This window comes from Prosthecobacter sp. Pr1, assembly GCF_057652315.1.
Genome location: NZ_JBYFBS010000001.1, coordinates 168,947 through 194,908 on the forward strand (window position 1 = coordinate 168,947; position 25,962 = coordinate 194,908).

Below are 25,962 nucleotides of genomic sequence, written 5' to 3' on the forward strand. Positions count from 1 at the left end.
TATGGACATCTTCATTGGAATTCTTACCGTAGTGGAAGTCATCGTCTGCCTTCTGCTCATTCTCGTCGTGCTTATGCAGCGCCCCCGTCAGGAAGGCCTCGGTGCCTCCTTCGGCGACGCCGCCGCCAGCCAGGTCTGGGGTGCACAGACGACGAACGTGCTGCAGAAGTTCACGGTCTATCTGGCCATCATTCTTTTTGCCCTGACCATCCTCCTGGCTGTGCTTGTGAGCCGTCACCAGACCGGCAGCAAGGCTCCGTCTCTCTTTGGCGATGCCAAGCCCGAGGCCGCAGCCCCGGCCGCCCCTACGGCTGAAGAGCAGGCCAAGGCCAAGATTCTGGAGAAAATCCAGGAAGCCGTGAAAAAGGATGCAGCCGAGGCTCCGAAGGCTGAAGCGAAGAAAGACGTGCCTGCTCCTGCCAAGACAGAGCCGGCCAAGGCTCCTGAAGCACCCAAGGCGGCTGCACCAGCCCCAACAACGGCTCCTGCACCTGCGGCAGCACCGGCTCCTGCGGCAACGCCAGCTCCGACGCCTGCTCCTGCTCCCGCAGCACAGCCGAAATAAGCGACGGTTTGCTTTGAATTTCACACCGAGGGCACGACGCGAGTCGTGCCCTTTGTTTTTTCAGGCGCGGATGGCATGTGCATTTCCGATAGTGTGCCGTGCGAAAACGGGCTTCACATCATGCGTTGGTTCTGCCTACCATCGAACCAACCATGAAACGTTTCCTTTTCTGTCTCGCACTTGCAGCGTCTTGCGTTGTTCCGCACTCGTCCTTCGCGGCGGAGCCGCTGCGCGTTTTCATCCGGTCGGGTCCGAAGTCCCACGGCCCGGGGGCGCATGATCATCCCTCCTTCCTGCGGGACTGGGTGCCGCTGCTGAATGAGCGGGGGGCGAAGGCGACGGGGGGGGATGCATTTCCCACCAAAGAGCAACTGGATGCAACGGATGTCCTTATTCTGCATCTGGACAGCGGAGGGGACATCAAGATCGGGCAGGAGCGGAAGGACTTGATGGAGTATTTGCAGCGGGGGGGCGGCATTGTGACGATCCACGCGGCCTCGGTTTCCAAGGATCATGACTGGTTCAAGGGCATCATCGGCGGCTCCTGGCACCATGGGCAGACGAAATGGCGGGAGGGGCCGATGCATTTGTATTTCACCGACAGGTCGGACAAAATCACGAAAGATGTGTCGAATTTCGCAATGGATGACGAAATTTACTACGACATGGATGTATTGCCTGAGTGCCACATTTTGGCCGGGGCTTACACTCCGAAACCTGCGGGGGTGCGGAATGAAAAGGCTGCCAAACGCGCTGCTGAAATTACGAAGGGTGGCAAGGAGGTCAGCATCTATGACATTCAGCCGCAGATGTGGACTTACGAGAAGGGCAACTACCGGTCTTTTGTCAGCATTCCGGGGCACTACTATGCGAACTTCAGCCGGCCGAATTTCCGGGCGCTGCTGCTGAGGGGGATCGCCTGGGCGGGGAAGAGGGAGAATGTGGATGAGCTGTGCAAGCCGGAGGAGCTGGGGGACAATCTGCGGTATGTGGAAGGTGGACCCACGAGGCCGGAGAAGGCGGCGGAGAAGCTGGAGGTGCATCCGGAGTTCGACATCGCGCTGGTGGCCAGCGAGCCGCTGATCAACAAGGTCATGAATGTGGACTGGGACGAAAAGGGGCGGCTGTGGGTGTGTGAGACGCCGGAGTATCCGAACGGGCGGCGTGAGCTGAATGTGGAGAAGTGGAAGGACAGCGGCTCATGGACGACCAAGTATGACCGTGATCCGATCGACCGGATTTCAATTTTGTCTGACACAAACGGTGACGGGGTGATGGACAAGAAGCATGTGTTTGCGGACAAGCTGGAACTCGTGACGAGCTTCTGCTTCTACAAGAAGGGTGTTATTGCCTGTGCTGCGCCGGACATCTGGTATCTTGAAGACACCGATGGTGATGAGACTGCTGACAAGCGGACGAAGCTTTACACGGGGCTGGGAACGGGAGACACGCATGCGGTGATCAACAATCTGCGCTGGGGTTTGGATGGGTGGGTGTATGCCACGCATGGGTACAGCTCCGGGCATGTGACATCGCCGGATGGCAAACAGGATTTTGGGACGGATGGAAGTGGTGTCGTGAGGTTCAAGCCGGATGGCAGCGCGTTTGAGCAGTATGCTTCGCGCGGTGGGAATACCTGGGGGCTGGACATCACCACGGACGGGCAGGTATTTTTCACGCAGCCGACGAGCGGGAATCATTTCCTGCATGTGGTGCTGCCGGAGTATGTGCTGGCGAAGGGCAAGCTGCCGGGGGTGATGGGCACGAATGGGATGCTGCCGAAGGAGCCGACGTATCCGCTGATGTCATGGCCGGAGCAGGCGTATGTGCAGATCGATCAGGTGGGGAGCTACACGGCTGCGGCTGGTTGCGCCATTTATGAAGGCGGCGCGTGGCCGTCGAAGTGGAACTACAGCTACTTCACCACCGAGCCGACGCTGAACATTGTGAGTCATTTCTTTGTGGAGAAAGATGGAGTGACTTACAAGGCGCATCGTGAAGCGGGGCGTGAGAAGACGGAGTTTATTCGCAGCAAGGATTTGTGGTTCCGTCCGATTGAGAACCGTGTGGGGCCGGATGGGGCGCTGTATGTGGTGGATTTTTATAATCAGGCGGTGATTCATAATGACACGCGCGGGCCGATTCATGGTCCGGCGAATGCGGCGGTGCGTCCTGACCGTGACCATTATTTTGGCCGCATCTGGAAGGTGCAACACAAGCAGGCGACCAAGGTGGTGAAGAAGGGCGAAAACCTCAATGCAAGCATGGGCAGCGATGCCCTCAAAGCGTACGAAGCAGCTGAAAAGGCTGTGCAGACCGAAGCAGGACGTCAGAAGGTTCTGAAGGACTACGCGGCTGCCAAGGAGGACTGGAGTCGTTCTGCGTTGATTGCCGCCTGCGCTGATCAGGCGCAGCCAAGCATTGAAGCCGCGCTCACCCATGGTGGGGCAGAAGCTTTTGTAGCCGCATTGCTTCCGGCGGCCTTGCCTGCTGGTGCAGACAAACTTATCAGTGCCTGTGCCAATGCGGATGCCAAAGCCGATGCGCTGAAAATTGTCATCCTGCAGGGCATCACCCAGCAGTTGAGTGATGGGCCTGCGCTCACGCCGGAGCTGACGGCTGCTTTGAAGAAGCTTCTCACGCAGCCTGCAATTGCAGCGGCTGCGTTGCCGCTGGTGGTGAAGTGGGACAAGGCGGGGGTGCTGGCGGCTGAGGTGAAAGGGCAGATTGCACGTCTGACGGCGAAGCTGGAGGACAAGGCTGCGGCAATGAGTGAGCGCATCACGGCTGCGAAGGCTCTGATTGGGATCGGTGGTGAGGCGAGTGCGCTGGTGGTGGGGGCTTTGGCGCGTCCGGATTCGCCTGTGGCTCTGCAGGCTGCGATCATTGCGGCGATGGATGAGAAGGGGAGTGTCACGGAGCTGGTGGGGAACCTGAACGGGCTGAAGGCTGAACTGCGCACGCAGGCTTTTGATGCGATCTTGAAACGGCCTGAGGCTTCGCTGGCGCTACTGGCTGCTATCCAGAATGGGAAGATTGATCCGAAGGAGATTGGGCCGGGGAATATTGCGCGGCTGCGGACACATCCGAACAAACAGGTGGCGAAGCAGGCGAATGCGATGATCGACAAGCTGAACCCGAATGCGAAGGCAAAGAATGAGCTGCTCGCGCAGCTGACGCCGGAGGTGGAGAAGCCGGGCGATGCGGTGAAGGGCAAGGCGATGTTTGCTGCGGCTTGTGCGGTTTGTCACAAGCTGGGGGATCTGGGGCTGCGTGATGTGGGGCCGCAGCTCACGGGCATGGGGGCGCACGGTCCGGCGGAACTGCTGGTGCATATTGTGGATCCGAACCGTGAGGTGGATCCGAGCTTCTGGGCCTGGAACATCACCACGAAGAAGGGTGAGACGCAGGCGGGTGTGATCATCACGGAGAACCAGGCGAGCCTGACGCTGCGCAATCAGGTGGGTGATTTTGAAATCAAGAAGGACGACATCGTCACGCGGGAAAACACGCGGCGCAGTCTGATGCCGGACGGATTGGATGCGTTGGGTGCTGAGACGCTGCGGGACATTCTGGCCTTCATCTGCGGTGGCGAGCAGAAGTTCCGTGTGATTGATCTGCGCACGGCCTACAACGCTGACAGCCGTGCCGGCATCTTCGCGAAGGAAGATGCGAAGGATCAGACGGTGACGCTGCACAAATTTGGAAATGTCACTGTGAATGGCGTGCCGTTTTTCGTGATGGACCCCGAGAAATCGCAATCGGGCGCGAGCCTGATCGCGCTCAAAGGGGGTGGCAAAGGCACGGTGGCGGAGAATTTTCCTGAGAAGGTCGAGATCGCCACGAGCGCCACCGCCGCAAGCCTGCACTTCCTTGGTGGTGTGGCTGGCTGGGGCTGGCCTTTTGGCGGGAACAAAGCTCTCGGGCAGCCCGCGATGACGGTGCAGGTTGAATTCGCCGACGGCGACAAGGAGAGCATCGTGCTCAAAAACGGAGAGCACTTCGCCGACTACATCGGCAAGGCCGAGGTGCCGCTGAGTGATGATGCGGGCGACTTCACCCGGCGCGGACAGCTGCGTTATTTCGCAATCAACTTGAAGAAGAAGGGCGCGCTGAAGAAGATCACGCTGGAGACGAGCGGCAGCATTGTCACGCCTTGCACGGTGGCGATCACGGCGAGCATGGAGCCTGCGAAACTTGGGGCGGTGGCGAAGCCTCAAACAAACGTGGACGTTCGTGGTATGCCAGAAACCGGGCCCAAAGAAGGTGGCAAAGGGGATGGGCCGCTGGTGGCTGTGACGCCGGTGAACTGGGAAGCTGGGAAGACGAAGGTGCTGGTCATTGGCGGCGGGTCATCGCACAACTTCGCGAAGTTCTTTGGCGAGACGGATGTGGCGACGCTGAAGGCGGCCGGGTTTACGGTGCATTACACGGAGGACCGCGATCAGGCTGCGGCTGAGCTTGCGAATGCAGATGTGGCGGTGATCAGCGTGAACCGGAAGTTTTTCGACACGGCGGTGTATCGCAAAGCGCTGTTTGATTTCGCGGCTGCGGGCAAGGGGATCATCATGCTGCATCCTGGCACGTGGTATGGCTTTGGCGGATGGCCTGAGCTGAATGCGCAGATCGTGGGTGGTGGTGCGCGGGGACATGACAAGATTCATCCGTTTGAGGTGAAGGCGGTGAAGGCGGAGCATCCGATCATGGCGGGAGTGCCTGCGAGTTTTACCGTGGAGGATGAGCTGTACTATGTGAATGCGGAGGCTGATAAGATTCCGGAGGGGACGGCCAAGATTACCGTGCTGGCGGAGACGAGCCCTAGCGACAAGTACAAGGCGTCGCATCCGAGTGTGTGGATCACGGAGCATGCGAAGGCGAAGGTCGTGGGCATCGCGCTGGGGCATGATGCGCGGGTGCATGATCTGAAGGCGTACCAGCAGATTCTGACGAATGCGGTGAAGTGGGCGAGCGGAAAGTGATGGGGCCGGGAGCGCTCGGGCATGGCGCTTATTCTTCGCACTGAGCACCTCGAAGGACGAGGTGCTGAGTCTTGTAAACTGAGAACTGAAAACTGAGAATTGTAAATTGCCGGGGCGGGCGGCGCGCTTTTTCGAGTTGGGCGCTGCGAGGGGCAAGATGGCCTTGCCATCAAATGAGGGTGAGGTCTAAAATGCCCGCATGAAATTTCTCCTGCCGTGTCTTTTTGGTCTGATGATCAAAATGCTTCCTGCGGCTGATGTGGGCGGGAGGTGTGTCACCATGGGGTCGGATGTTGTCTTTCTGACCCGTGATGTGATTGCCAGCGATCAGCATCTAACAGACCGCTACCCCGAGGTGCAGTATGATGATGCCGGGCAGCCGGTCGGATTGAAGTGGCTCGCCAAAGAAAGCAGCATTGTTTGCAAGACAGAGCTGATGGCACGCGAGGGTGGGAAGGAGATCCGGCGGTTTGTGTTTTGGAACGAAGGTGGCAATCCGGATGGTGATGGACTGGTGTGCTGCTGGCTGGGCATCCAGGACGTGGCGCCTGGAGGAGGCATGGGTTTCCGTCCATTCCTGGTGTTTAATGGTGATGATCAGGTGCGTTGGTGGGAATCCTTTTGTGCGCATGATGAGAAGGATGGTTTCACCGTGGTCCTGGAGATGACCGTCAAAGGCAATGGCGTGATTCATGAGCATGCCACGATTCAAGTCAAAGAAGACGGCCCGGTGCCGCTGCGGCTTGAAAGCGGTGGACGAGGCCAGGAAGAGCCCAAGGTGAAACGATACCATACCGCCAGCACACCCCGATGAAATCCACCGTCATCCAGCAGGTGCCGCTGCGGCTGATCACGGTGAAGGCGCGGTCTTTTCCAGACGGCATTCGTGCGTCATGGCAGGAGATCGAGTCGAAGCGTGCGATGAAGGGGCGGAAGGCCTATGGCCTGATTTGTACGACGGAGGCGGGCATGGAGTATTACGCCGGGCTGGTGTCGGATGGAGAGCTGGAGGAGCGCGTGACGGGGCTGCCGGTGATTGAAGTGGCGGGTGGTCCGTGTGCGCGGATCAAGCTGGAGAACTGGAAGAGCAAGCTCGATGAAATCGGTGGGTTGTTTGCGCAGATGGCAGAGGAGCATGAGGTGGATCCATCACGGCCGGCGATGGAGTTTTATCGTGGCTTTGCGGAGCTGCATTTGCTGCTGCCGGTGAAGCAAGCGGGTGGGTGAGGATGGGGAGAATGCGATGGGGGGAGCGGAGGTTTGTGTCACCGCTACGCGGTTCGACTGGATTCCACAGGTGCGGGCGGCGCGATTCCGTGGGTTGGCACCCACGGCTACCGTTATGCCAGCGCTACGCGCTTCCGAGCCTGCCGGGGCGTTGTGGGGGGCAGCGTAAACCCTGCGATTCATGGAGCCTTTGATTCCGTGTTTCGGTGATTGGATCGGAGGATGAAGGGCATGGGTGTTTGCACCGCGCTCAAGGACGGGCGGGCTGTCGCCACCCCCATCCTACGGTGGCAGATGCTGCGCTCGGAATGTGTTTTTTGAGAGCGCTGATCGACAGACAGGAGGGTCTATCGTACTTCAGACCTTGAGGAAGAGCTGTCGTTTGTGGAGCCACTGGGCGGTGGCGAGCATGAGGGCGAAGGTCAGGGCGGAAGGGAGCCAGTCGTAGGGGGGCGGGGGGGTGGTGGCTAGGCGTTCGCTGATGGTGCGGAAGAAGCCAAAGCCGGAGCAGAGGTAGAGGGCGATGGGGTTGGCGCCGACCCAGAGGAAGGGGGAGAGGCCGCGGCGAAAACCGAGGACATCGACGAGGGTGTAAAACAGTCCGAGGAGGAGGGCGCTCCAACCGGCGGCGACGAGGACGAAGCTTGAGGACCAGATTTTCTTGATGACGGGGAAGAAGGGATGCCAGGCCCAGCCGAGGGCGAGCATGATGAGGCCTGCGGCGATGAGCCCGGCGGCCTTGCGCGGAGGTGATGAGGCACCTGTGATCCATTTGCCTGCGAGCAGGCCGAGCAGTGCGGTGGCGATGGCTGGCAGGGTGCTGAGGATGCCCTCGGGGTCGTGATTGCCATCGTATTTGCGGCCGGGCAGCCAGATGCTGTCGAGGTAGTTGGTGAGGTTCATGCCTTCGGCGAAGTTTCCTGCGCCAACTCCGGGGACCGGAACGAAACGGAGCATGAGGAAGTAGCCGATGAGCAGGACAGCGGCGGCCACCGTCAAGCCGCGAGTTTTTAGAAACAATGAGAGCAAGCCGGCAGCAGCTGAGGCGATGCCGATGCGCTGCAGCACGCCAAGCCAGCGGATTTGATCCCAGCCGTTCTTCACGCCGCCGGAGAAAATGACGCCGAGGGCCACGAGAATGGCGGCGCGTGCGAGCAGGTGGCGAATGGTGGCGCGGCGGCCATCACGCGAGACACGGCGGGGCAGGGCGATGGCGAGGGAGACGCCTGCGAGAAAGAGGAAGAGGGGGAAGATGAGGTCGTAGAAACGGAAGCCGGCCCAGTCCACATGCTTGAACTGAGTGGTGATGGTGGTGACGGCATCGGACTGCGGGAATGCGCGATTGAGGATCTGGGAGACGACGGTGGAAAGACCGAGAATCCAGCACATGTCGAAACCGCGCAGGGCATCGAGGGACAGCAGGCGTGCCGAGGAGGCGGAGGGTGAAAGCGGGGCAGGGGACATGGGGAGGCGAATATCAGGAGTCATACGGAGTGGACAGCGCAAACGATCAGTGACCCTGAATGATGCTCAGCCAAGGACGTTGAGCGTGGGTTTCGAGGTGTGGACAATGGCGGAGCGCTGGAGATGTGTGGCGGGGGCTTGTTGGAGACGCTGCTGGTAAACGCTGTGTGTGGCGGACTGTTGGGTTTGCTTCCCTGTTATGATGCCGGAAACCCAGGGTCGCCTCGCCGAGGCTCGGCTGACCCTGGGCTGTACTACGCAGCCCCTTTGGGGCTGGTGTGTGGCGGAGTGGAATGGCGCAAGATGCTCCTGAGAGGAAGCATGGTGGAATCAGAGTGCGTATGAATGACTCGTGCTGGCATCGCTACGCGATGCTTGTCGTGGGAGAATTGAAGGCTCTGTGAACGAGGGGTGTCGCTGCGCTCAACCGCCTCGCTACAGGCTGAGATGGCTACGCCATCGGAGGAACGCTTCCTTCCGCAAACCAAGAATGACCCGGTCAATGGGTTCACGGCAAACAGCGACTATGTTTTACATAGCGTTTCCCAAAACGGATTTCCGGTTAGCAGGCTGTTTCATACTCGAAGATCATGGGCTTCGACGGCGGCTGGCTGAGGACAGCCAGCCCTACCTGCGCTGGGCATGCGTGTGTCCTTCACGAGGTGGGGCACCTAGTCCTTCAAGCACCGTCGAGTATCGTCGCGCGCGGCTTTTCGGAAATCCGTTTTGGAAAGCGCCATACCGAGAAGACTTCCAAGTCGTCTCTGCACGAATGAATATCCGTTTTGGAACTGGTCCTAGCCTTGACGCCTTGTGGCGAAATGAAAAAGGGCAGGTCCGAGGACCTGCCCTGATGGGATTCAATGATGAAGGGTGCGATTACTTCACGATGCCGAGGAGCTCGACTTCGAAGATGAGAGGGACGCCTGGGCCAATGCCGCCGCTTGGGCTGCCGCTGTCGCCGTAGGCGAGATCGGAGGGGATGGCAAACTTCCACTTGGAGCCGACGGGCATGAGCTGAAGACCTTCGGTCCAGCCTTTGATGACTTCCTGCAGGCCGAAGGTGGCGGGCATGCCGCGCTCGACGGAGCTGTCGAAGACGGTGCCGTTCACGAGGGTGCCGTGGTAGTGAACGCTGACGGTGTCGGTGATGGCGGGCTTGGGTCCGGTGCCGGCCTTGATGATTTCATACTGGAGGCCGCTCTTGGTGGTGGTGACTTCCTTGCGCTTGCCATTGGTGGCGAGGAATTTTACGCCCTCTTCCTTGGCGGCGGCCATTTTCTGCTTCACGGCGGCCTGTTCGGCGCGCTGCTCAGGCGTCATGTTGGCTTCAGCCTTGGCCTTCATGAAGATCTCGAAGGAGGCCATGGCGGCGGTGAGTTCTTCTTCGGTGTAGGCGGGCTTGTCAGAGCCGGGCTTCACGGTGTGGGTGATGCCGGCGATGAATTTTTCGATGTCGATCGGGATGCCTTCGCTGGCGAACTGCTGGCCGAGGCCGGTGCCCATGGAGTAGCTGGAGCTTTTCTTGGAGGTGAGAGCGTCTTTGACGCCTTCAGTGAACTCCTTGATGTCGATTTTCTCCTGCTGCTTGAGGATGGAATTGCCGACGTTTTTGCCGATGAAGTAGCTGACTTTGTCCATGGGGAGGGTGGGGGAAGCTGCGGGTGCGTCGGCCGGCTGTGCGGGTTTGACATCCTGGGCGTGAATGAGTGGTACCGCAGCAAGTGCGGTGCAGAGCAGGGCGATGGTGGGTTTCATATTGGAGGCGCGGAGACTACCCAGTGGCCCGTGGCGGTCAATGACAGCCTTGGCGGGGCGGGAAAAAGCCGTTTGACCCCGCCCCCCCCTTGAAGCACTATCGCCGCCCCTCTAACCAGAACTTATATGCCCGCGAAAATCTATACTGAAAAAGACGCCAGCCTTGCACCGCTCAAAGGCAAGACCTGCGCTGTGATCGGCTTCGGCTCCCAAGGCCACGCCCACGCTCTGAACCTTAAAGAGAGCGGCGTCAATGTGATCATCGGCCTCTACCCCGGCAGCAAGAGCCGCGCAGTGGCAGAAGAAAAGGGCCTCAAGGTCTATGACACCGCTGAAGCCGTGAAGAAAGCTGACGTGATCTTCGTCGCGGTGCCGGACACGAAAATCGCGGCAGTGTTCGACAAGGACATCAAGCCATTCCTGACCAAGGGCAAGACCCTGCTGTTCAGCCACGGCTTCGCCATTCACTTCAAGACGATCATCGTTCCAACGGACGTGAACGTGATCATGGTGGCTCCGAAAGGCCCGGGCCACATCGTGCGCCGTCAATACACCGAAGGCAAAGGCGTCCCCGCCCTCATCGCCATTTATCAGAACGCTGACAAGCAGGCCAAGAAGATCGCCCTTGCCTGGGCGCACGGCATCGGCGGCACGCGTGGTGGTGTCCTCGAAACGACCTTCAAGGAAGAAACCGAAACCGATCTCTTCGGCGAGCAGACCGTGCTTTGCGGCGGCGCCAGCGCGCTGGTGCAGGCCGGCTTTGAAGTGCTGGTGGAAGCTGGCTACGCTCCTGAGATGGCCTACTTCGAGTGCTTGCACGAATTGAAGCTCATCGTCGATCTGATGAACGAGTCCGGCATCGCCGGCATGCGTTTCTCGATCTCCGAAACCGCCAAGTGGGGCGACGTGAAGGTCGGTCCGAAAATCATCGACAAGTCGGTGAAGAAGCGCATGAAGGAAGCTCTCAAGGACATCCAGTCCGGCAAGTTTGCCAAGGAGTGGATCCGCGAGACGAAGACGGGCTACAAGAAGTTCAACAAGCTGCTCAAGGACGGCGAGAAGCACCCGATCGAGAAGACCGGCGCACGCCTCCGCAGCCTGATGCCGTGGATCAAGAAGCGCGACATCAAGGGCCAGCAGGCCAGCTACTCGTAAGAGTGGTGGAAGACGGTGCCGCTGGCGGGACCGTCAATGAATCAAGAAGAGCGCGGACTGGAAACAGTCCGCGCTTTTTTATGCCCGCATGTCTGCCTGCGTCTGGGCGGGGGTGCGGAAGAGGACCGCAACGCAGAAGGTGACGACGGTGCCAAACATGATGCGCCACGGGAACTCGATAACGGGCACCCAGTCGGCATGTTTCCAGGTGCTTTTGGCATTGAAGAGTTTCAGCACATCGATGTCCAGGCCGCTGAGGTAGGCGACGACGATGAAGCCTGCGAGCATGGCGAGGATATTGCCAAAATCATTGCCACGGGAGCGGGTAAAGAGGCCTACCATGAACACACCGAGCAGCGAGCCGTAGGTGTAGCCGAAGATGCCCAAGATAATGGGAAGGATGCGGAGTGTGGGATTATGTGCGGTGACCCAGGCGGTGCCGAGCGCAACGGAGATGAGCAGGGCGGCGAAGAGAACGGTGCCAAAGCGCAGCACGCGCACGCGGCCTGCGTCTGTGGCTGGCTCGCCGAACCAGCGGAAGTGGAAATCGCGCACGTAGCTGGTGGCGAGGGCATTGAGAGCTGTGCTCAGGGAGCCCATGGCGGTGGCGAGGACGCCTGCCAGCACGAGACCACGAATGCCAGCGGGCATGACGGTGAGGATGAAGTGGGGGAAGACCTTGTTTGCGGAGACGATGCCGGATTCACTGCGTGGCAATGTGAGGTCCGGATTCTGCTGGTAGTAAACCCAAAGAAGGATGCCAATGGCGAGAACGACGAGCGTGATGGGCACGTCTGCCAGGCCGGATAGGATGGTGGCGACGGCGCTCTGCTTTTTGTTCTTGGCGGTGAGCATGCGCTGCACCATGTCCTGGTCCGTGCCGTGTGTGGCGAGAGTGACGAAGGTGGAGCCGAGGAAAGCGGCCCAAACGGTGTACTCCTGTTCGAGGATGCCTTTGATGTTGCCCCAGACGCCTGCGCCCTCCTTGAAGCCCCAGTCCCAGAAGAGCAGGTCTTTGTCACCGGTGAGCAGCTTGGTGGCACCGGCCCAGCCGCCGGGGATGTGGCCGAGCAGATAGAACAAGGAAAAGCCGAGGGCGCAGATGAGGACGATGATCTGAATCACATCCGTCCAGATCACGGCGCGAATGCCGCCGACGGAGGTGTAGAGTGCGGTGGCGAGTGTGACTAAAACCAATGCGCCGCCAGTGAGGAAGAACTCCTTGGTGGGAGACAAGAATTCGTTGGGATATTGCAGATGCCACAGCAGAACCAGCAGCATGCTGGGTACCCAGAGTCGTGTGCCGCTGGCCAGCGTGCGGGTGACGAGAAACACGGCGGACGTCAGCCGCCGCGTGCGGGGGCCGAAGCGCTGGCCGAGGAATTCATAGATGCTGACGACATTGTGCCGGTAATAGGCAGGAATGAAGACGGCGCTGACGACCACGCGCGCGAGCAGATAACCGACAATGAGCTGGATGTAGGTGAAATTGCGCAGTGCAAAGCCTTCGCCCGGAGCGCCGAAGAAGGTGCCGGCACTGATCTCCGCCGCGAGGATGGAGGCGAGGACGGCCCACCAGGCAATCTGCCGGTCTCCGAGCGTGAAGCCTTCCACGCTGTCGCTTTTGCTGCGCTGCGACAGACCGATGCCGATGATCAGGGCGAAGTAACCGAGGATGACGATCGCGTCGAGGAGGTAAGGCATGGCGTGTGTGGTGCGAAGTCTCGCTGCAAAGCACCACACACGTCAAGAGAACAGCCTGCGGCTGTGGAAACTAACCCGGGGCAGGGACAGGCCCGTGGTGCGGGTTATTTGGAGACGACATTGGTCTCCAGCTTTGGCAAGGCGCGCACGATGACGCGTTCTTCGACCGAGGTGCCACGGGGTGACACGATGGTGATTTCCTCGTACACTTTGCCGATGTCCTTGTTGGTGAGTGGATGATGGATCAGCCTGCGTGTGGCGACAGTGGTGTCCCCCAGAGCTTTTACTGTGACGTTTCCTGTCTGTGTGGGAGTGGCGGCACGAGCACTTTCAGCTTGGGTTCCTGCACGGGGGGCGGCGCACTGGGTCAGGAGGACCGTGGAAAGAGTGAGGGCGGAAAAACCGAGGGTTTTGAAGAGGGATTTCATGGTTGGATGAGGGGCTTAAGTTCAGCACGAAGCTGAGGCGGGATTGGACGCGGCCAAGCGGATGGCGTTCAAAGTTTAGAAAGTATGCATTAGTCATTTTCATATGTGAGAGCGCCGTCTGACCAGATTTTAGTCTTGCTTCACCATCCCCTCATCCGCATGATCCTACACGCCCATGCATGAAATGCGCCTATCCTTGGTGATGTCAGCTGTCTGCCTGCTGCCGTGGGCTGGCTTGAGAGCCGAGCCGCCGAAGGCGGAGATGGCGAGTGAAAAGGGGCGCTTGATCGCTCTTCATCGGCATTACGAAAGCGCGGCCGCCATGTCTGCCCAGGGGCGGCTGGTGGAGGCGGAGGCGGAACTGCGGGTGATCGTGTCCACCTGCAGGGAGGTGTTTGGCAAGGAGCATCCGGACACGCTGACAAGCCGGAGCGATCTGGCGGCCACGCTGGCCGGGGAGGGCAAGTATGCCGAGGCGGAAAAAGAAAATCGTGCGGTGCTGGCCATCCGCCAGCGTGTGCTGGGCAAGGAGCACCCGGACACTTTGCTGAGCCGGAACAATCTGGCGATGACGCTGCAGGAACAGGGGAGGCATGCGGAAGCGGTGCGCGAGTATCGTGCGGTGCTGGAGGTGAGGCAGCGTGTGCTGGGCGAAGAGCATCTGGACACGCTGGACAGCCGCAACAACCTGGCGACGGCGCTGAATGACATGGGCAGGCATGCGGAGGCCGAGAAGGAGCACCGCAAGGTGCTGGCGCTGCGCGAGAAGGTGCTGGGAGTGAAGCATGCCGATGTTTTCATGAGCTGCTTCAATCTGGCTTTGTGCCTTGAGGCGCAGGCCAGGCACAAGGATGCGCTGGTTTTCATGGCGCGCGCGCAGGAGGGCTTTAAAAAAGGCCTGGGTGAGGGCCATCCGTACACTCAAGCTGCAGAAGACTGCCGGAAGCGGATCGCGGCGGAGATCAAAAAATAATTGTCTTTGCTGAAGGCATTCTGCTGCAAAAGCTCTCGCGCCATGGCAGGTACTCGTTAACATCGGCCCCAATGTCAGCCGTCACCTTCGTCAAAGAACTGCGTCATAACTGGAAGACCATCGGCGCGGTGGCGCCCTCAAGTACGGCGCTGGCGGAGCGCATGATGGAGTCTGCGGGTGTGTGGAAGTCCAAACGGATTCTTGAGCTTGGGCCCGGAACGGGTGCCTTTACCGGAGCCATTGCCGACGCCATGCCGCGTGATGCGGACTATGTGGGCATCGAGCTGATCGAGACCTTTGTGCAGCAACTGCGGCCACGGTTTCCGAAGATGCGCTTTGAGTGTGCTGGAGCGCAGGAGTTTGATTTCAGCCAGGTGCTGCCTGCCGGGGAGAAGTTTGACACGATCGTGAGCGGCCTGCCATGGACGGCGTTTCCGCGCGGGCTGCAGGAGGCCATTTTGAACAATGTGCTGCCGCACCTCGCGCCGGGAGGATGCTTTGCCACTTTTGCGTACTGGGGATTTCACAAGCTGCCGGGCGGCAGGCAGTTTCGTGCGCTGCTGCATGAGATGACGCATGGCGTGGAAACCAGCCGCATCGTGTGGGGCAATGTGCCGCCGGCGTTTGTGTATCTGGCGCGGAAAAAGTGAGCGGGTTTACTCCGCTTTCTTCTTTTTGCCTTTGCCCTTTTTCTTGGGTGCTGCGGTGGTCTGCTGGGCGTTTTTCGTGGGCATCGGTGCTTTGATGGCTTCGCGCCATGCGATCATTTTGGCGTGCAGTTCCTTGATCTTTTCGGGCTGTTCGGCGGCGAGGTTCTTCTGCTCGCCGATGTCATCCTTGAGGTTGTACAATTCAAGGCGGCCGTCTTCGAAGAACTCCATGAGCTTCCAGTCGCCTTCTTCGATGAGGCCGACGGGAGTGGTACGCCAGGTGTTTTCTCCTGCGCCGAGATAACCGGGGAAGTGCTGGTAGATGGCGTCGCGCTTCAGGCTGGCGGAGGCATCGCGAAAGAGTGGGACGAGGCTCTCGCCATCGAGGGGCTGATTGGCGGGAGGTGTGGCTTTGCCGATCTCGGCGAAGGTGGGGTATAGATCCACGTGGATGGTGGGCACATCGCTGCTGGAGCCGGGCTTGGTGACGCCGGGCCAGCGGACGATGAAGGGGACGCGGGTGCCGCCTTCGTAGAGGCTGCCTTTGCCGCTGCGGAGCGGGGCGTTGTCGGTGATGTCGCCTGCTTTTTTGAGGCCCTCGCGGGCGTAGCCACCCACGCCGCCGTTGTCACTGGCGAAAATGAGGACGGTGTTGTCGGCGAGTTTGAGTTCATCGAGGGTGGCCATGACGCGGCCGACGCTTTCGTCCACGCTGGCGATCATGGCGGCGTAGACCGGGCTGTGATGGCCGCCGACGGGGGGCTTGTCCTTGAAGCGGGCGGTGATTTCATCTTTGGCGTCGTGCGGGGAATGGACACCGAAATGGGGCAGGTAGAGGAAGAAGGGGGCGTCTTTGTGGCGCTGGATGAAATCGACGGCCTTGTCGGTGAGGAAGTCGGCGAGGTATTCGCCTTTAGGGTATTCGACCGGTGGCTGAGTTTTGAAATCGAAGTGCTTTCCCATGGTGACGATGGCTTCGTCAAAGCCGCGCTGCCCGGGATGGTATGCGTCTTTTTCGCCGAGGTGCCATTTGCCGAACATCCCGGTGGCGTAGCCGGCCTGCTTCATGGTTTGCGCGATGGTGATTTTTTCCAGGGGCAGCTGCTGTGCGTTGTCCACCGGACGCAATGGGCGCGACTCCCAACCAAAGCGGTCGATGCCGCCCACGGTGTAGACGCCGGTGCGTGGGGCGTACTGGCCGCTCATCAGGGCGGCGCGTGTGGGCTGGCAGTTCTGGCAGTGGTGGTGCCGGGTGAGCTTCATGCCCTGCTGCGCGAGTTTGTCGATGTTGGGCGTCTCGTAGTATTTGGAGCCGAAGCATGCCACGTCGGTATAGCCGAGGTCATCTGCGAGAATGAAAACGATGTTGGGCGCGCGATCTGCGGCACGCAGGGAGAGTGTGAGGAGGAAGAGGCAGAGCAGGTGCTTCATGGGCCCGTGAACGAGTGGTGCAGCTGAGAGATTGCATGATTTCAGCATCGACAGCCGCAAACGGAGCCGCTTTGATCGGCGCATGTCCCGGCTCCTCCTGATCCTTCCCTTCCTGACCGCGCTTAGCTTCGCCGCCGATGTGGCGATCAAGCCCGGTGTGCGTTCGCCCATTTCCTTCAAAGTCTCGCCGCAGGTCTCCGACAATGCACAGATCAAGATGCGCATGCATGCGGCGGAGACACCGCCGCCCTACGACGTGAGCATGGAGAAATTCGACATCATTGTGCCGAAGAAGTACAAGAAGGGCGATCCGCATGGACTTTTCATCTGGGTGAGCCCGAGTCCCGCGCCTTCGATCTCGCCTGAATGGGAGGCTGTGCTGGCGGAGAAGAAGCTCATCTTTGTGGGCGCGCATAATTCCGGCAACAACCGCGAAGTCTTCGCCCGCATGCGCATGGCCGTGGATGCGAACGACAACATGCGCGAGCTCTACGACATTGACGACAAGCGTGTCTATGTCTCCGGCTTCTCGGGCGGCGGGCGTGTGGCCAGCATGCTTGGCGTGACGTATGCAGACATGTTCACCGGGACCATCGCCTTCATGGGCACGAATTTTTACACGGACATTGTCACCCTGGATAAAAGTGAGGTCTTTGAGGCGCGGTACATTCCGCATGAGGAGATTGCCGCGCTGGCGAAGGACCAGTGCCGTTATGTGCTCGTGACGGGAGAGAAGGATTTCAATCTCAAGAACACGAGCGCGGTGTTTGAAAACGGCTTTAAGAAAGAGGGGTTTAAGGCGGTGGAGTTGATGAACGTGCCGGGGCAGGGGCACCAGCCGCCGAAGGCTGAATGGCTCAAGAAAGCGATCGAGTTTCTGGATGCGGGCAAGACGGTGAAGAAGTGATCAGCGTGGGTCGTTCATGCGACCCAGTCAGGTTTGGGTATGGAGGCGTTTTGTGTCACCGCTACGCGGTTCCACGACCTTTGAGAGGGAAGGTGCAGTTCCCTGGGTTGGCACTCGCGGCTATTTGAATGCCAGCCCTCCGGGCTTTCGGAGGGGCATGAGCCTGCTTCGGGCGCTCAGCCCAAGTATTCAAGCGGGCCTAAGTTCTACCTTGTTAAGTGTCTGGGGCGAGGCGGAGCGTTCCTTGTTCCACAGGAACAAGGCTACTTTGCTTCGCTGAGCCGAAAGCAGCCTGGCTGACGACCAAGTCTAACAATGTAGAATTAGTCCTTCCGCTTCAGCTGCGGGAAGAGGATGACGTCGCGGATGCTTTCGGCGCCGGTGAGCATCATGATGAGGCGGTCGATGCCGATGCCGATGCCGCCGGCGGGGGGCATGCCGTGTTCGAGGGCGAGGATGAACTCTTCGTCGATCTTCTGGGTCTCTTCGCCGGCCTGGTGCTCGAGGCGTTCGCGCTGGACGATGGGGTTGTTCAGTTCGGAGTAACCGGGGCTGATTTCCTGGCCGTTGATGATGAGTTCGTAAACGTCCACGATGGAGTCGTCTGTGGCGTTCTGCTTGGCCAGGGGGACAAGTTCCTTCGGGCAATGGGTGACGTAGAGGGGATCGAACTGCTTCGCCTCGATGAGGCGCTCGAAGACGTGCTGGGTGACTTCGTAGTCTTCGAAGTTGGCTCCGATCTCGACGCCGAGTTCCTTGGCGCGGGCTTTGCGTTCTTCGGGGGTGTACTCATACCACTTTGGATCGACGCCCTTGAGGAGGTCGGTGTAGCGGGCGCGGCGCCATGGGCGGGAGAGGTCGATGGACTTGGTGACGGTGCCTTCTTCGTCTTTGTGCTCGATCTTGAGACCGCCGCAGAAGTTTTCGGCGAGGTGGCAGATCATGCCTTCGACGAGGTCGGCCATCTTTTCGAAGTCGGCGTAAGCCCAGTAGGCTTCGAGCATGGTGAACTCGGGATTGTGGCGGCGGCTGAGGCCTTCGTTGCGGAAGTTGCGGTTGAGTTCAAAGATCTGCGTGAAGCCGGCGACGAGCAGGCGCTTCAAATAGAGCTCCGGCGCGATGCGGAGGAACATCTGCTGATTCAACGCGTGGAAGAAAGTCTCGAAGGGCTTGGCTGCGGCGCCGCCGGGGACATCCTGCATCATGGGGGTTTCGACTTCGAGGAAGCCGCGCTCCTGCATGTAGTTGCGGATGGCGGCGACCATCTTGCTGCGGGTCACGAAGATCTCGCGGCTGCGGTCATTGGCAATGAGGTCGAGGTAGCGCTGACGGTACTTGATCTCCTTGTCCGTGACGCCGTGCCATTTGTCGGGCAGGGGACGCAGGGCCTTGGACAGCGGGGTCAGTTTTTTGACGTGGATGGAGTTTTCGCCGCGCTTGGTGACGAAGGTGAAACCTTCCACACCGACGAAGTCGCCGATGTCGATGAGTTGATTGAACTGCACGTAGGCTTCATCGCCGACGTCGCCCTTGCTGAGGTAGCACTGCATGCGGCCGGTGATGTCGCCGATGTCAAAGAAGGTGGCCTTGCCCATCTCGCGGCGAGAGAGCACGCGGCCAGCGACGCTTACCTGAAGCTCTTCGAAATGGGACTTCATCTGTTCTTTCAGCGAGCCGGGCTGATGCGTGGTGTCAAAGCGGCCGCCGAAGGGGTCCAGTCCGGCCTTCACCAGTCCGTCGAGCTTTTCGCGGCGGAATTGGAGGAGTTCGGACTCGGAATGTTCTGGGGCTGCGGGCGTCGGTTGCATGGTCGTACGGATGAGTGGGCCGTGTTCATAGCCGTTTCCGGGCGCATTGCCACTGCAAAAGCCGCCCATGGTTTGGAGATTGCCAGAGCCTGCTTTGAATGCCAGAATCCGACCTAATGAGACCGCTGCATGCCATTTTTGTTTCGCTCGTCGCCTTCGCCAGTCTTGCCCAGGGCCAACAAAAGGAATGGCCTGAGGTGGAGAAATTTGCCACCTCGATCACCAATGTGCTTTGGGATCTGCGGGGCACGAACTCGCTCAGGCACCTGCGTTACGATGGTGAAAGCATCTTCCCGGTGACGGGGAATGGCATGAATCAGAATCCGTACAAGGAGCATGCCTTTGTGGATGTGGGTGTGTTCCAGCTCGTTTTCAGCGATAACCGGGCCGCATGGTATTTTGTGAGCGACGACTTAAAGGTCCTCACCCCGATCAACATCAGCGAGATGGTGGAGTTCAAGGCTGATGCCGGAACTGCCATCAAGCCGGTGAAAAATTTCCCGCAGGACATTCAGAATGTCGTTTGGGTGGGCAGGAATCAGAAGGCCGAACTCAAGATGCGCTGGAACGGGAAGGAGCTTGAGGTAGGTGCGAAAGCGGACAAATGGATCGTGCAGAAGGTGGATGCCGTTGTGGCCAATCGACGTGTCTTGGAAGCCGGTGGTGAAAACAACGCCTTGTTCTGGCTGGCGTTTTCAGAGGATGGCTCCGAAGCCACGTGGATGAAGGTCGACAACATTTTCGGCGGCCATGCCCGTGGGAATCCTGGCAAGGCTTCCCAGACTGCTGCAACCACCGGCCTCACTCCCCAGCTCAATGATCTGGCCAACCACGCCGAGGACCTGATGAACGGAGGAGACAAAATGCGTGCCGCGACGCTGTTGCGTGAACTGGAACGCAAAAGCGCCGCCAACAAGGATGCGCTCAAAAAACTGCAAGTCCGCTTCAAGGCACTGAAGTGAGAGGAAGGGATAATGAATGGCGCGCGTTCAGGCTGGCCGTCGTAGCTTTGGGAGTGAAGGAAATTCCTGTGAAGCAGGCATGCTTCGGGGCTTGTTGTGGACGCTGCTGGTGGAAGCTGAGCGCGGCGGAGTGCTGGGTTTGCTTCCTGGCTTTTGATGACTCTACCCAGGGTCGCCTCGCCGAGGCTCGGCTGACCCTGGGCTGAGTCCCCAGCCCTTTCAGGGCTGAGATGAGTTCGAAAACGGTTTTGTTAAAGAGGGACTCAGTGGAAATGCGATGCGAAAGAAACTTCAGAAATTCGGTGAGCGGGCATTACTTCGCCTCATAAAAAGGGAAGAGCTGCTTGATCTCGGCGGCGCTGGGGCGGCGGCCGTATTCGCAGACTTCGAAGGTTTCGGCGTATTTCACGGCCCTGCCTTTTTCCTCACCGTAGAGTTTGACGAGCAGGTCGCGGTACTTCTCGGCTTCGCTGCTTTGGCGGGCGCCCCAGCGGCGTTTGAGCCAGGCGCGGCGGGCGACTTCATCCGCGGCAGGAGGCACGTCTTTGGCGACGTATTCGGCGGAGCCGCTGGCACCGCCTTCGTAGGCCTGGGAGGTGAGTTCGTGGAGACCGTCGAGTTTTTGGTCGAATGAATCGTCCACGCTCACGGCGATGTCCGGCGTGAAGGGGTAGGGCTTTTGAAAGCCATCGCTGGAATAGAGGAAGACGGGGTTCTTTTTCAAAAACGGCACGTCAGGAACGATGAAGGGGACGGTGACCATGAAGGCAGCGTCCTGGATCAGGACGCCGACATAACGGTGGTCGGGATGGTAATCCCAGGGGCGGTGGGCGATGACGATGTCCGCCTTCCACTCGCGAATGACGCGTGTGATGAGCTTACGGTTTTCCAAGGAAGGGAGGAGTTCGCCGTCGTGAATGTCGAGGACCTGGGAGGTGACGCCGAGCTTTTTGGCGCAGGCCGCCACTTCTGCGGCGCGGCGCTGTGCGAGCGGGCCACCGGCTTCTTTCCAATGGCCGATGTCGCCATTGGTGACGGAGACGAGTTTGACGTGGTGGCCCAGGCGCGCCCATTTGACGGCTGTGCCTGCGGTCTTGTATTCGGCATCATCGGGATGGGCGCCGAAGACGATGATGCGCAGCTTGCCGTCGTTTGGATCCTCCGCGTGGAGGGTGAAGGTGGCGAGGCAGATGGCGAGAGAGAGGAGAGAGCGAATCATGGCGGCATGAGTACGCCGCCATGACATAGACTCTCTCGGCTCAAGCCTCTTCCGCCTTGGGTTCTGGCAGCATGAAGCCGATGAGGAAACTCAGCACCACGATGGCGGTGGCGACGATGCCTGCGGCTTTGGCGACGTGCATGGGCAGCATGGGGCCGGTGCCGGCGAGCATGGGGGCGACGAGGTTGGTGGTGACGAAGGCCATGCTGGTGCCGATCATGCGACCGCCAACATTGGTGGCGAAGCTGCCGCCGGTGCCGCGCAGATGCATGGGGAACACCTTGGGCAGGTATTCACCGAAGTAGCTGAACTGAGCGACGGTGAGCAGACCGCAGACGCCATAGGCCCAGAGGAAACTATTGCCTCCTTGCTCGAAGAAATAGAAGTAAGTCAGCGGCAGGATGATGAGCGCGGGAACCTGGAAGACCTTCAACAACGCGACGCGGCTGATGCCGACGATGAGGAGGATGGCCAGTGCGATTCGGCCGACGAGGCCGCCCATTTCCTGGTAGAACTGCACGGTGTCGGCCATCTTTTTCACTTCATCGTTGATCGGCTTTTGCTGGCCGAAGTTGGCCTTGATCTGTGCGATTAGTTCCTTGCGGGCAGGGTCGGTGGCAGGGAGTGCATTGAGCTGCTTGTTGAGGTCTTCACCGGCTTTGCGCAGCGGAGCGAGGGCTTTGGACTGGGCTCTCAATTCCGGCAGGCCGGGGGTGACGCGTGAGACAGTGACCTGGAGTGCACCGAAGGCGATGCCGTAGGCGCAGGCGGACAGCGCGGCTGTCACCAAAGTGACGCGGCGGAGCTCGGGGGCAAAGAGAGCGGCGAAGCTGGGGCGCTTGAGCGTGCCTGCGGCTTTCTTTTCCTTCCAGGCCTGGGATTCAGGCACGAATGGCAGGAGCAGTGCGATGGGGATGGCGGGGAGGATGCCCGTCATGAGGAGGTAGCGCCAGGTGGAGGGATCGTTTGATCCGAGACCGGCAGGCAGACCGATGTGCGGGAGGTCCATGCCATGCTTGTTGATCCAGACGCTGACGAGCGTGACAAACACACCGCCGAGCGAGGCGAAGGCCTGCGTGATGCCCATCCACTTTTCCTTCTGCTTTTTATCCGAGAAGACTTCCGCGAGCCAGGTGATGGCGGCCACGAACTCGACGCACACGCCGATGAAGGTGGTGCTGCGGAAGAAGACGAACATGCCCAGCGAGGTGGAGTAGGCGGCGCAGAAGGGGGAGAAGGAGTACAGGAAGATGCTCAGGGCCATGATCTTCTTGCGACCGAATTTATCGACGAGCCAGCCGCCGAGCAGACCAAACACGCCGCCGCACAGGGCCGCGATCCAGAGCAGATTGCCCACCCAGGTGGTCACGATGGGGTTGTTCATCGGGAGCTTGAGCAGTTCGGCGATGGCCGGTGCCGCGACGAGGGGCGTCATCAGCAGCTCATAGGTGTCAAACAAGAAGCCAATGCTGGCGATGATGATGATGAGCCAGTGGGTGGTGGTGAATTTGGGTGCGGGAGAGGACATGGCGGGGCGATGCTGTCAGGAGATGGGAGGCAAGTCAACGGGCGGCGTGGGCGGAATTCATCAACGGGATTGATGGCGAGAAGACATCCTACATGTGTCGGAGTTTGGGCTCGACAAATCCGACATTTGTCGGCAAACTCGCGAAATATGGCTAAAAAATCTCTGCCCCCACTGTCAGCCGCCGAGCAGGCGCTGATGGACATTCTCTGGAAAAAGCATCCGTCGAGCGTGCTGGAACTGCTGGAAGTGGTGAACCAGGGGCGCAGTGACCCCGTGACGCGGAACACGCTGCAAACGCAGCTGACGCGACTGGAGGCGAAAGGATGGGTCAGCCGGGATGACTCCAGCCGCAGCCACGCCTATGAGCCTGCCGTGCCGGAGCAGCGTGGCCGCACGAGTGTGCTGGCGGATTTGAAGCAGCGCTTCTTTGGCGGGAGCAACCTGGCGCTGGTGCGCTGCCTGGTGGAGAGCGGCGACATCAGCGAAGAGGAGCTGGCGGAGCTGCGCAAATACGTGCGCAACAGCACGGGGAAGAAGGGGGAGGAGTCATGAATGCGGAGACGGTCAGCACGCTGAATTTCATGGTTCACAGTTTGGTGATCGGTGCGGCGGCGTGGCTGCTGGTGCGGTTTGTCATTCGCGATGCGCTGCGCCGCTGCATCCTGGCGAATCTGGCGGTGCTGATGTGTCTCTACAGCCCGTTTAATATTTCGATGCAGGATCTGTTCCCGGTGAAGAAGGAGGTGCCGGTGTGGACGCCGATTCAGGAGACTTTCAAGGCGGACTGGCGTGTGAGTGTGGCACCTGCAAGGGCGCCTGAAATCAACATCACGACCGAGAAGCGAGGCTGGGAGGTTGATGAGGTGGTGAAGGTGCTGCGCTGGTTGTTCTGGCTGGTGACTGTGGCCTTGTGGGGACGTCTTTTGTACCAAAGTGTGCGAGTGCAGCGCTGGGCGTGGCGGCTGAGGCAGCCTACTATTAAAGAGTATGACCAACTGCCGGAGGACTTGAAGCGAGAGCGCGTGCGTGTCTTTGAGCAAGAAGGTACGCCTTGTGTGGCGGGCTGGTTTTTTCCGGTGATCGCTGTGCCTGCCTCTGCGTTTGAAAAACTCACAGCCCGGCAGTGGCGCTGGCTGCTGCGGCATGAGGCAGAGCATCTGCGCCTGCATGACACGGTGGTGGTGCTGCTGCAAAACATCGTGCGCGGATTCCTGTGGTGGAACCCTTTTGCGCATGCGCTCGTGGAGGAATATGCCCGGGCGCGTGAGGAGGCGTGTGATGCGGCTGCGGTGGGGGAGGAGCGTGAGCACACGGCGTATGCTGACTTTCTGCTGGCTTGGGCTGACCGATCTGCTCCGCAGCGCGAATGCGTGATGGCGATTGCTTATTCACGACCTGCGAAGAGGCTGAAGGTGCGGCTGGTGGCGCTGATGGAGGCGAGGGGTGTGAGGAAGAAACTGGGGGCGCTGTTTGTGCTGGGGTGTCTGGCTTTCGCGGTGGTGGCGCCGGTGATTGCGGCGTCGTTCGGGATTGCGACCACCGCCACTGCGGCTGCGCAGGAAGTGGTGAAGACAAAGGCGGATGATGGTGGCGTGATGTACATGCGAGTGTACAGGGTGGCTCCTGATTTTCTGAATGGAGATGCGGTCACGAAAGCTCCAGTGCCTGAGTTTATCGGAAAATCCGCGCGTCAACTGCTGGAGGAGCGAGGCATCCCTTTCCCTGAAGGCGCCCTTGTGATGTATAATCCGGCTACCTCGCAGCTGACGGTGCGTCATTACAAGGCGGCGCACCATCAAATCGAAACGATCATTGATGACCTTAGCAGGCGGTCGCCGCTGGTGTATGTTCAGTGCAAACTGATCCAGGCAGAGAGTTACTATGGGATGCATGGCGGAATTTTGGGTGCTGATGAAGTGCAGCAAATGTGGGGACAGCTGCTGCAGAAGAAGGGCATCGACCTGGCCAACCTGCCAAGCATCACGATGAAGCTGGGGCAGGAAGCCACCGCTGAAATCGTGCGGGAGGTGCTTCCTGAAAAGCCGCCGGCAAAAGAGATGGCGAGTGTGATGAAATTCGTCGGGCCGAGAATCCTTCTCATTGCAAACACGACGCCGAATGGAAAAGCGATGGTCACATCGAAGGTGGATCTGGGGATTGATCCCGATGGATCGCATCCATGGCTGCCGCAAAAGGGGGACAAGCCGGTGTGGGAGCGGGTGCAAATCCACACTGCCGCCGCGCAGGCTGAACTGGGGAGCGGGGAGACACTGGTGATGCATCTGCCAACTTCGAAAAAGCATGTGACGGTTCTCATCACTGCCGAAGCGCTGAATCCGAGAGGTCAGAAGGTGCCGAGTTTTGAAGCAACCGCGGTGATCAAGCCATCAATCACAGGCATTGATGTGCCAGACAAGGCCGCCAGCGAATGGGCCGTGCGTGTTTACCAAGTGCCTGCTGACTTTCCCCGGGACAAGCCGCCGATTGAAGTGCTCCAGGAGGCGGGAATCACATTCCCGAAACCGGCGGATGCGGAGCTGAAGGATGGAAAACTCACGGTGCGCAACACCAGGCCAAACCTGGACTTTATTGAGGCATGGATCGATTTCCAGCGGGCCACGGTGAAGAAGAGAGTGGTCACCACGGTGCATGCCGTAGAGATAAAGGGCGATTTTTTGAAGCTGGTTGGAGACTGGATTCCTGTGCCGCCCAGTGATCAAAAGCCAGCCACCACCCTGGACCCGCCGCCGTTATCCCTGACGACATCATCGCCACCCGAGGATGTGTTACGACAGTTCAGCGTGGCTGGTGTTTTCACCAACGATCAGTATGCGACGGTGCTGCAGCGGATGAGCGAGGTGGCTGACTACAATATGAAACTCGAAATCTTGAAGCCGAAAGGCGATCCGGCATCCAAGCAGCTGGCGTATGTGCTTCCCGCCTCCATGGGCGGCAGCGGGGTGACTGTGGAGTGGCAGATCGGCGGGGATGGAAACACCCTGGATGTCACGGTCAGAAACGATCCCAACATGACCGGACGCATCTCCACGGAGTTGAGCATTTGGGACGGACAGACGGTTGTTTTGGGCGCGCAACCTTCGGAAGGCGTGTCACGGCTTCTATTCATCACCGGGCACCTTGTGGAAGATCTGAAGAAAAAGTGAAATCTGGTTTTGCCGCCGATGGGGGCCGCCTTCATCATGC

19 protein-coding genes are annotated in these 25,962 nt (G+C 59.6%); 11 read left to right on the forward strand and 8 right to left on the reverse strand.

The genetic code is table 11. From position 1 onward, the window contains the following. The first annotated feature begins 1 nt into the window (after position 1). The 4 genes from secG (at position 2) to AC24GY_RS00830 (ending at position 6,771) form a co-directional block, all read left to right on the forward strand. Positions 2 to 565 carry a preprotein translocase subunit SecG gene (gene secG / locus AC24GY_RS00815; RefSeq protein ID WP_487679470.1) on the forward strand — a complete coding sequence of 188 codons (564 nt, stop codon included), beginning with the start codon at positions 2 to 4 and terminating at the stop codon, positions 563 to 565. A 152-nt stretch (positions 566 to 717) separates the two neighbouring features. Then, the gene (locus AC24GY_RS00820; RefSeq protein ID WP_487679472.1) at positions 718 to 5,544 is read left to right on the forward strand and encodes a PVC-type heme-binding CxxCH protein; all 4,827 of its coding nucleotides are present in this window, start codon (positions 718 to 720) and stop codon (positions 5,542 to 5,544) included. 199 nt (positions 5,545 to 5,743) lie between these two features. Continuing rightward, the gene (locus tag AC24GY_RS00825) at positions 5,744 to 6,358 is read left to right on the forward strand and encodes a hypothetical protein (RefSeq protein WP_487679474.1); all 615 of its coding nucleotides are present in this window, start codon (positions 5,744 to 5,746) and stop codon (positions 6,356 to 6,358) included. Next, the gene (locus AC24GY_RS00830; protein ID WP_487679476.1) at positions 6,355 to 6,771 is read left to right on the forward strand and encodes a hypothetical protein; all 417 of its coding nucleotides are present in this window, start codon (positions 6,355 to 6,357) and stop codon (positions 6,769 to 6,771) included. The genes AC24GY_RS00825 and AC24GY_RS00830 overlap by 4 nt, the downstream gene beginning before the upstream one ends. A 357-nt stretch (positions 6,772 to 7,128) precedes the next feature. On the opposite strand, the gene AC24GY_RS00835 is transcribed toward AC24GY_RS00830, so the two are convergent. Both AC24GY_RS00835 and bamJ read right to left on the reverse strand, forming a co-directional pair. Continuing rightward, positions 7,129 to 8,235 carry an acyltransferase family protein gene (locus AC24GY_RS00835; protein ID WP_487679478.1) on the reverse strand — a complete coding sequence of 369 codons (1,107 nt, stop codon included), beginning with the start codon at positions 8,233 to 8,235 and terminating at the stop codon, positions 7,129 to 7,131. Between the two features lie 879 nt (positions 8,236 to 9,114). Beyond that, the gene (gene bamJ, locus AC24GY_RS00840) at positions 9,115 to 9,993 is read right to left on the reverse strand and encodes a BamJ family beta-barrel-assembly machinery protein (RefSeq protein WP_422318061.1); all 879 of its coding nucleotides are present in this window, start codon (positions 9,991 to 9,993) and stop codon (positions 9,115 to 9,117) included. 126 nt (positions 9,994 to 10,119) lie between these two features. Between bamJ and ilvC the strand changes: the two genes are divergently transcribed. Next, the gene (gene ilvC, locus AC24GY_RS00845) at positions 10,120 to 11,148 is read left to right on the forward strand and encodes a ketol-acid reductoisomerase (protein ID WP_422318059.1); all 1,029 of its coding nucleotides are present in this window, start codon (positions 10,120 to 10,122) and stop codon (positions 11,146 to 11,148) included. A gap of 78 nt (positions 11,149 to 11,226) precedes the next feature. On the opposite strand, the gene AC24GY_RS00850 is transcribed toward ilvC, so the two are convergent. Further along, the gene (locus AC24GY_RS00850) at positions 11,227 to 12,852 is read right to left on the reverse strand and encodes a sodium:solute symporter (protein WP_487679481.1); all 1,626 of its coding nucleotides are present in this window, start codon (positions 12,850 to 12,852) and stop codon (positions 11,227 to 11,229) included. A 104-nt stretch (positions 12,853 to 12,956) separates the two neighbouring features. Beyond that, entirely contained in the window at positions 12,957 to 13,280 is a 324-nt protein-coding gene (locus AC24GY_RS00855; protein WP_487679483.1) for a hypothetical protein, read from the reverse strand. 202 nt (positions 13,281 to 13,482) lie between these two features. Here AC24GY_RS00855 and AC24GY_RS00860 point away from each other — a divergent pair, with 202 nt between their 5' ends. Then, on the forward strand, positions 13,483 to 14,253 hold the full coding sequence (locus AC24GY_RS00860; RefSeq protein ID WP_487679485.1) for a tetratricopeptide repeat protein: 771 nt from the start codon (positions 13,483 to 13,485) through the stop codon (positions 14,251 to 14,253). A gap of 71 nt (positions 14,254 to 14,324) precedes the next feature. Beyond that, a complete protein-coding gene (locus tag AC24GY_RS00865) occupies positions 14,325 to 14,903 on the forward strand; it encodes a class I SAM-dependent methyltransferase (RefSeq protein WP_487679487.1) in 579 nt (192 codons plus the stop codon). Positions 14,904 to 14,909: 6 nt separating this feature from the next. Here the strand turns inward: AC24GY_RS00865 and AC24GY_RS00870 are convergent, their stop codons facing one another. Beyond that, entirely contained in the window at positions 14,910 to 16,334 is a 1,425-nt protein-coding gene (locus AC24GY_RS00870) for a sulfatase (RefSeq protein ID WP_487679489.1), read from the reverse strand. A gap of 82 nt (positions 16,335 to 16,416) precedes the next feature. On the opposite strand from AC24GY_RS00870, the gene AC24GY_RS00875 reads away from it, so the two are divergent. After that, positions 16,417 to 17,241 (forward strand): alpha/beta hydrolase family protein, encoded by an 825-nt coding sequence (locus AC24GY_RS00875; protein ID WP_487679491.1) that lies wholly within the window; start codon positions 16,417 to 16,419, stop codon positions 17,239 to 17,241. 323 nt (positions 17,242 to 17,564) lie between these two features. Here the strand turns inward: AC24GY_RS00875 and lysS are convergent, their stop codons facing one another. Next, a complete protein-coding gene (lysS, locus tag AC24GY_RS00880) occupies positions 17,565 to 19,049 on the reverse strand; it encodes a lysine--tRNA ligase (RefSeq protein WP_487679493.1) in 1,485 nt (494 codons plus the stop codon). Positions 19,050 to 19,165: 116 nt separating this feature from the next. Between lysS and AC24GY_RS00885 the strand changes: the two genes are divergently transcribed. After that, on the forward strand, positions 19,166 to 20,011 hold the full coding sequence (locus tag AC24GY_RS00885; RefSeq protein WP_487679495.1) for a hypothetical protein: 846 nt from the start codon (positions 19,166 to 19,168) through the stop codon (positions 20,009 to 20,011). Positions 20,012 to 20,324: 313 nt separating this feature from the next. On the opposite strand, the gene AC24GY_RS00890 is transcribed toward AC24GY_RS00885, so the two are convergent. Both AC24GY_RS00890 and AC24GY_RS00895 read right to left on the reverse strand, forming a co-directional pair. Continuing rightward, positions 20,325 to 21,230 (reverse strand): PIG-L deacetylase family protein, encoded by a 906-nt coding sequence (locus tag AC24GY_RS00890; RefSeq protein ID WP_487679497.1) that lies wholly within the window; start codon positions 21,228 to 21,230, stop codon positions 20,325 to 20,327. Between the two features lie 40 nt (positions 21,231 to 21,270). Continuing rightward, a complete protein-coding gene (locus AC24GY_RS00895) occupies positions 21,271 to 22,758 on the reverse strand; it encodes an MFS transporter (protein WP_487679499.1) in 1,488 nt (495 codons plus the stop codon). A 147-nt stretch (positions 22,759 to 22,905) separates the two neighbouring features. Between AC24GY_RS00895 and AC24GY_RS00900 the strand changes: the two genes are divergently transcribed. Then, a complete protein-coding gene (locus tag AC24GY_RS00900; RefSeq protein WP_487679501.1) occupies positions 22,906 to 23,310 on the forward strand; it encodes a BlaI/MecI/CopY family transcriptional regulator in 405 nt (134 codons plus the stop codon). Beyond that, complete coding sequence (locus AC24GY_RS00905; RefSeq protein ID WP_487679503.1) at positions 23,307 to 25,922, forward strand: M56 family metallopeptidase; 2,616 nt, start codon at positions 23,307 to 23,309, stop codon at positions 25,920 to 25,922. The genes AC24GY_RS00900 and AC24GY_RS00905 overlap by 4 nt, the downstream gene beginning before the upstream one ends. Positions 25,923 to 25,962 lie beyond the last annotated feature (40 nt).

Excerpts from the sequence above, each read along its gene's own strand:
- secG (WP_487679470.1), top strand. The coding sequence starts at position 2 with ATGGACATCTTCATTGGAATTCTTACCGTAGTGGAAGTCATCGTCTGC.
- AC24GY_RS00820 (WP_487679472.1), top strand. The coding sequence starts at position 718 with ATGAAACGTTTCCTTTTCTGTCTCGCACTTGCAGCGTCTTGCGTTGTT.
- AC24GY_RS00825 (WP_487679474.1), top strand. The coding sequence starts at position 5,744 with ATGAAATTTCTCCTGCCGTGTCTTTTTGGTCTGATGATCAAAATGCTT.
- AC24GY_RS00830 (WP_487679476.1), top strand. The coding sequence starts at position 6,355 with ATGAAATCCACCGTCATCCAGCAGGTGCCGCTGCGGCTGATCACGGTG.
- AC24GY_RS00835 (WP_487679478.1), bottom strand. The coding sequence starts at position 8,235 with ATGTCCCCTGCCCCGCTTTCACCCTCCGCCTCCTCGGCACGCCTGCTG.
- bamJ (WP_422318061.1), bottom strand. The coding sequence starts at position 9,993 with ATGAAACCCACCATCGCCCTGCTCTGCACCGCACTTGCTGCGGTACCA.
- ilvC (WP_422318059.1), top strand. The coding sequence starts at position 10,120 with ATGCCCGCGAAAATCTATACTGAAAAAGACGCCAGCCTTGCACCGCTC.
- AC24GY_RS00850 (WP_487679481.1), bottom strand. The coding sequence starts at position 12,852 with ATGCCTTACCTCCTCGACGCGATCGTCATCCTCGGTTACTTCGCCCTG.
- AC24GY_RS00855 (WP_487679483.1), bottom strand. The coding sequence starts at position 13,280 with ATGAAATCCCTCTTCAAAACCCTCGGTTTTTCCGCCCTCACTCTTTCC.
- AC24GY_RS00860 (WP_487679485.1), top strand. The coding sequence starts at position 13,483 with ATGTCAGCTGTCTGCCTGCTGCCGTGGGCTGGCTTGAGAGCCGAGCCG.
- AC24GY_RS00865 (WP_487679487.1), top strand. The coding sequence starts at position 14,325 with ATGTCAGCCGTCACCTTCGTCAAAGAACTGCGTCATAACTGGAAGACC.
- AC24GY_RS00870 (WP_487679489.1), bottom strand. The coding sequence starts at position 16,334 with ATGAAGCACCTGCTCTGCCTCTTCCTCCTCACACTCTCCCTGCGTGCC.
- AC24GY_RS00875 (WP_487679491.1), top strand. The coding sequence starts at position 16,417 with ATGTCCCGGCTCCTCCTGATCCTTCCCTTCCTGACCGCGCTTAGCTTC.
- lysS (WP_487679493.1), bottom strand. The coding sequence starts at position 19,049 with ATGCAACCGACGCCCGCAGCCCCAGAACATTCCGAGTCCGAACTCCTC.
- AC24GY_RS00885 (WP_487679495.1), top strand. The coding sequence starts at position 19,166 with ATGAGACCGCTGCATGCCATTTTTGTTTCGCTCGTCGCCTTCGCCAGT.
- AC24GY_RS00890 (WP_487679497.1), bottom strand. The coding sequence starts at position 21,230 with ATGATTCGCTCTCTCCTCTCTCTCGCCATCTGCCTCGCCACCTTCACC.
- AC24GY_RS00895 (WP_487679499.1), bottom strand. The coding sequence starts at position 22,758 with ATGTCCTCTCCCGCACCCAAATTCACCACCACCCACTGGCTCATCATC.
- AC24GY_RS00900 (WP_487679501.1), top strand. The coding sequence starts at position 22,906 with ATGGCTAAAAAATCTCTGCCCCCACTGTCAGCCGCCGAGCAGGCGCTG.
- AC24GY_RS00905 (WP_487679503.1), top strand. The coding sequence starts at position 23,307 with ATGAATGCGGAGACGGTCAGCACGCTGAATTTCATGGTTCACAGTTTG.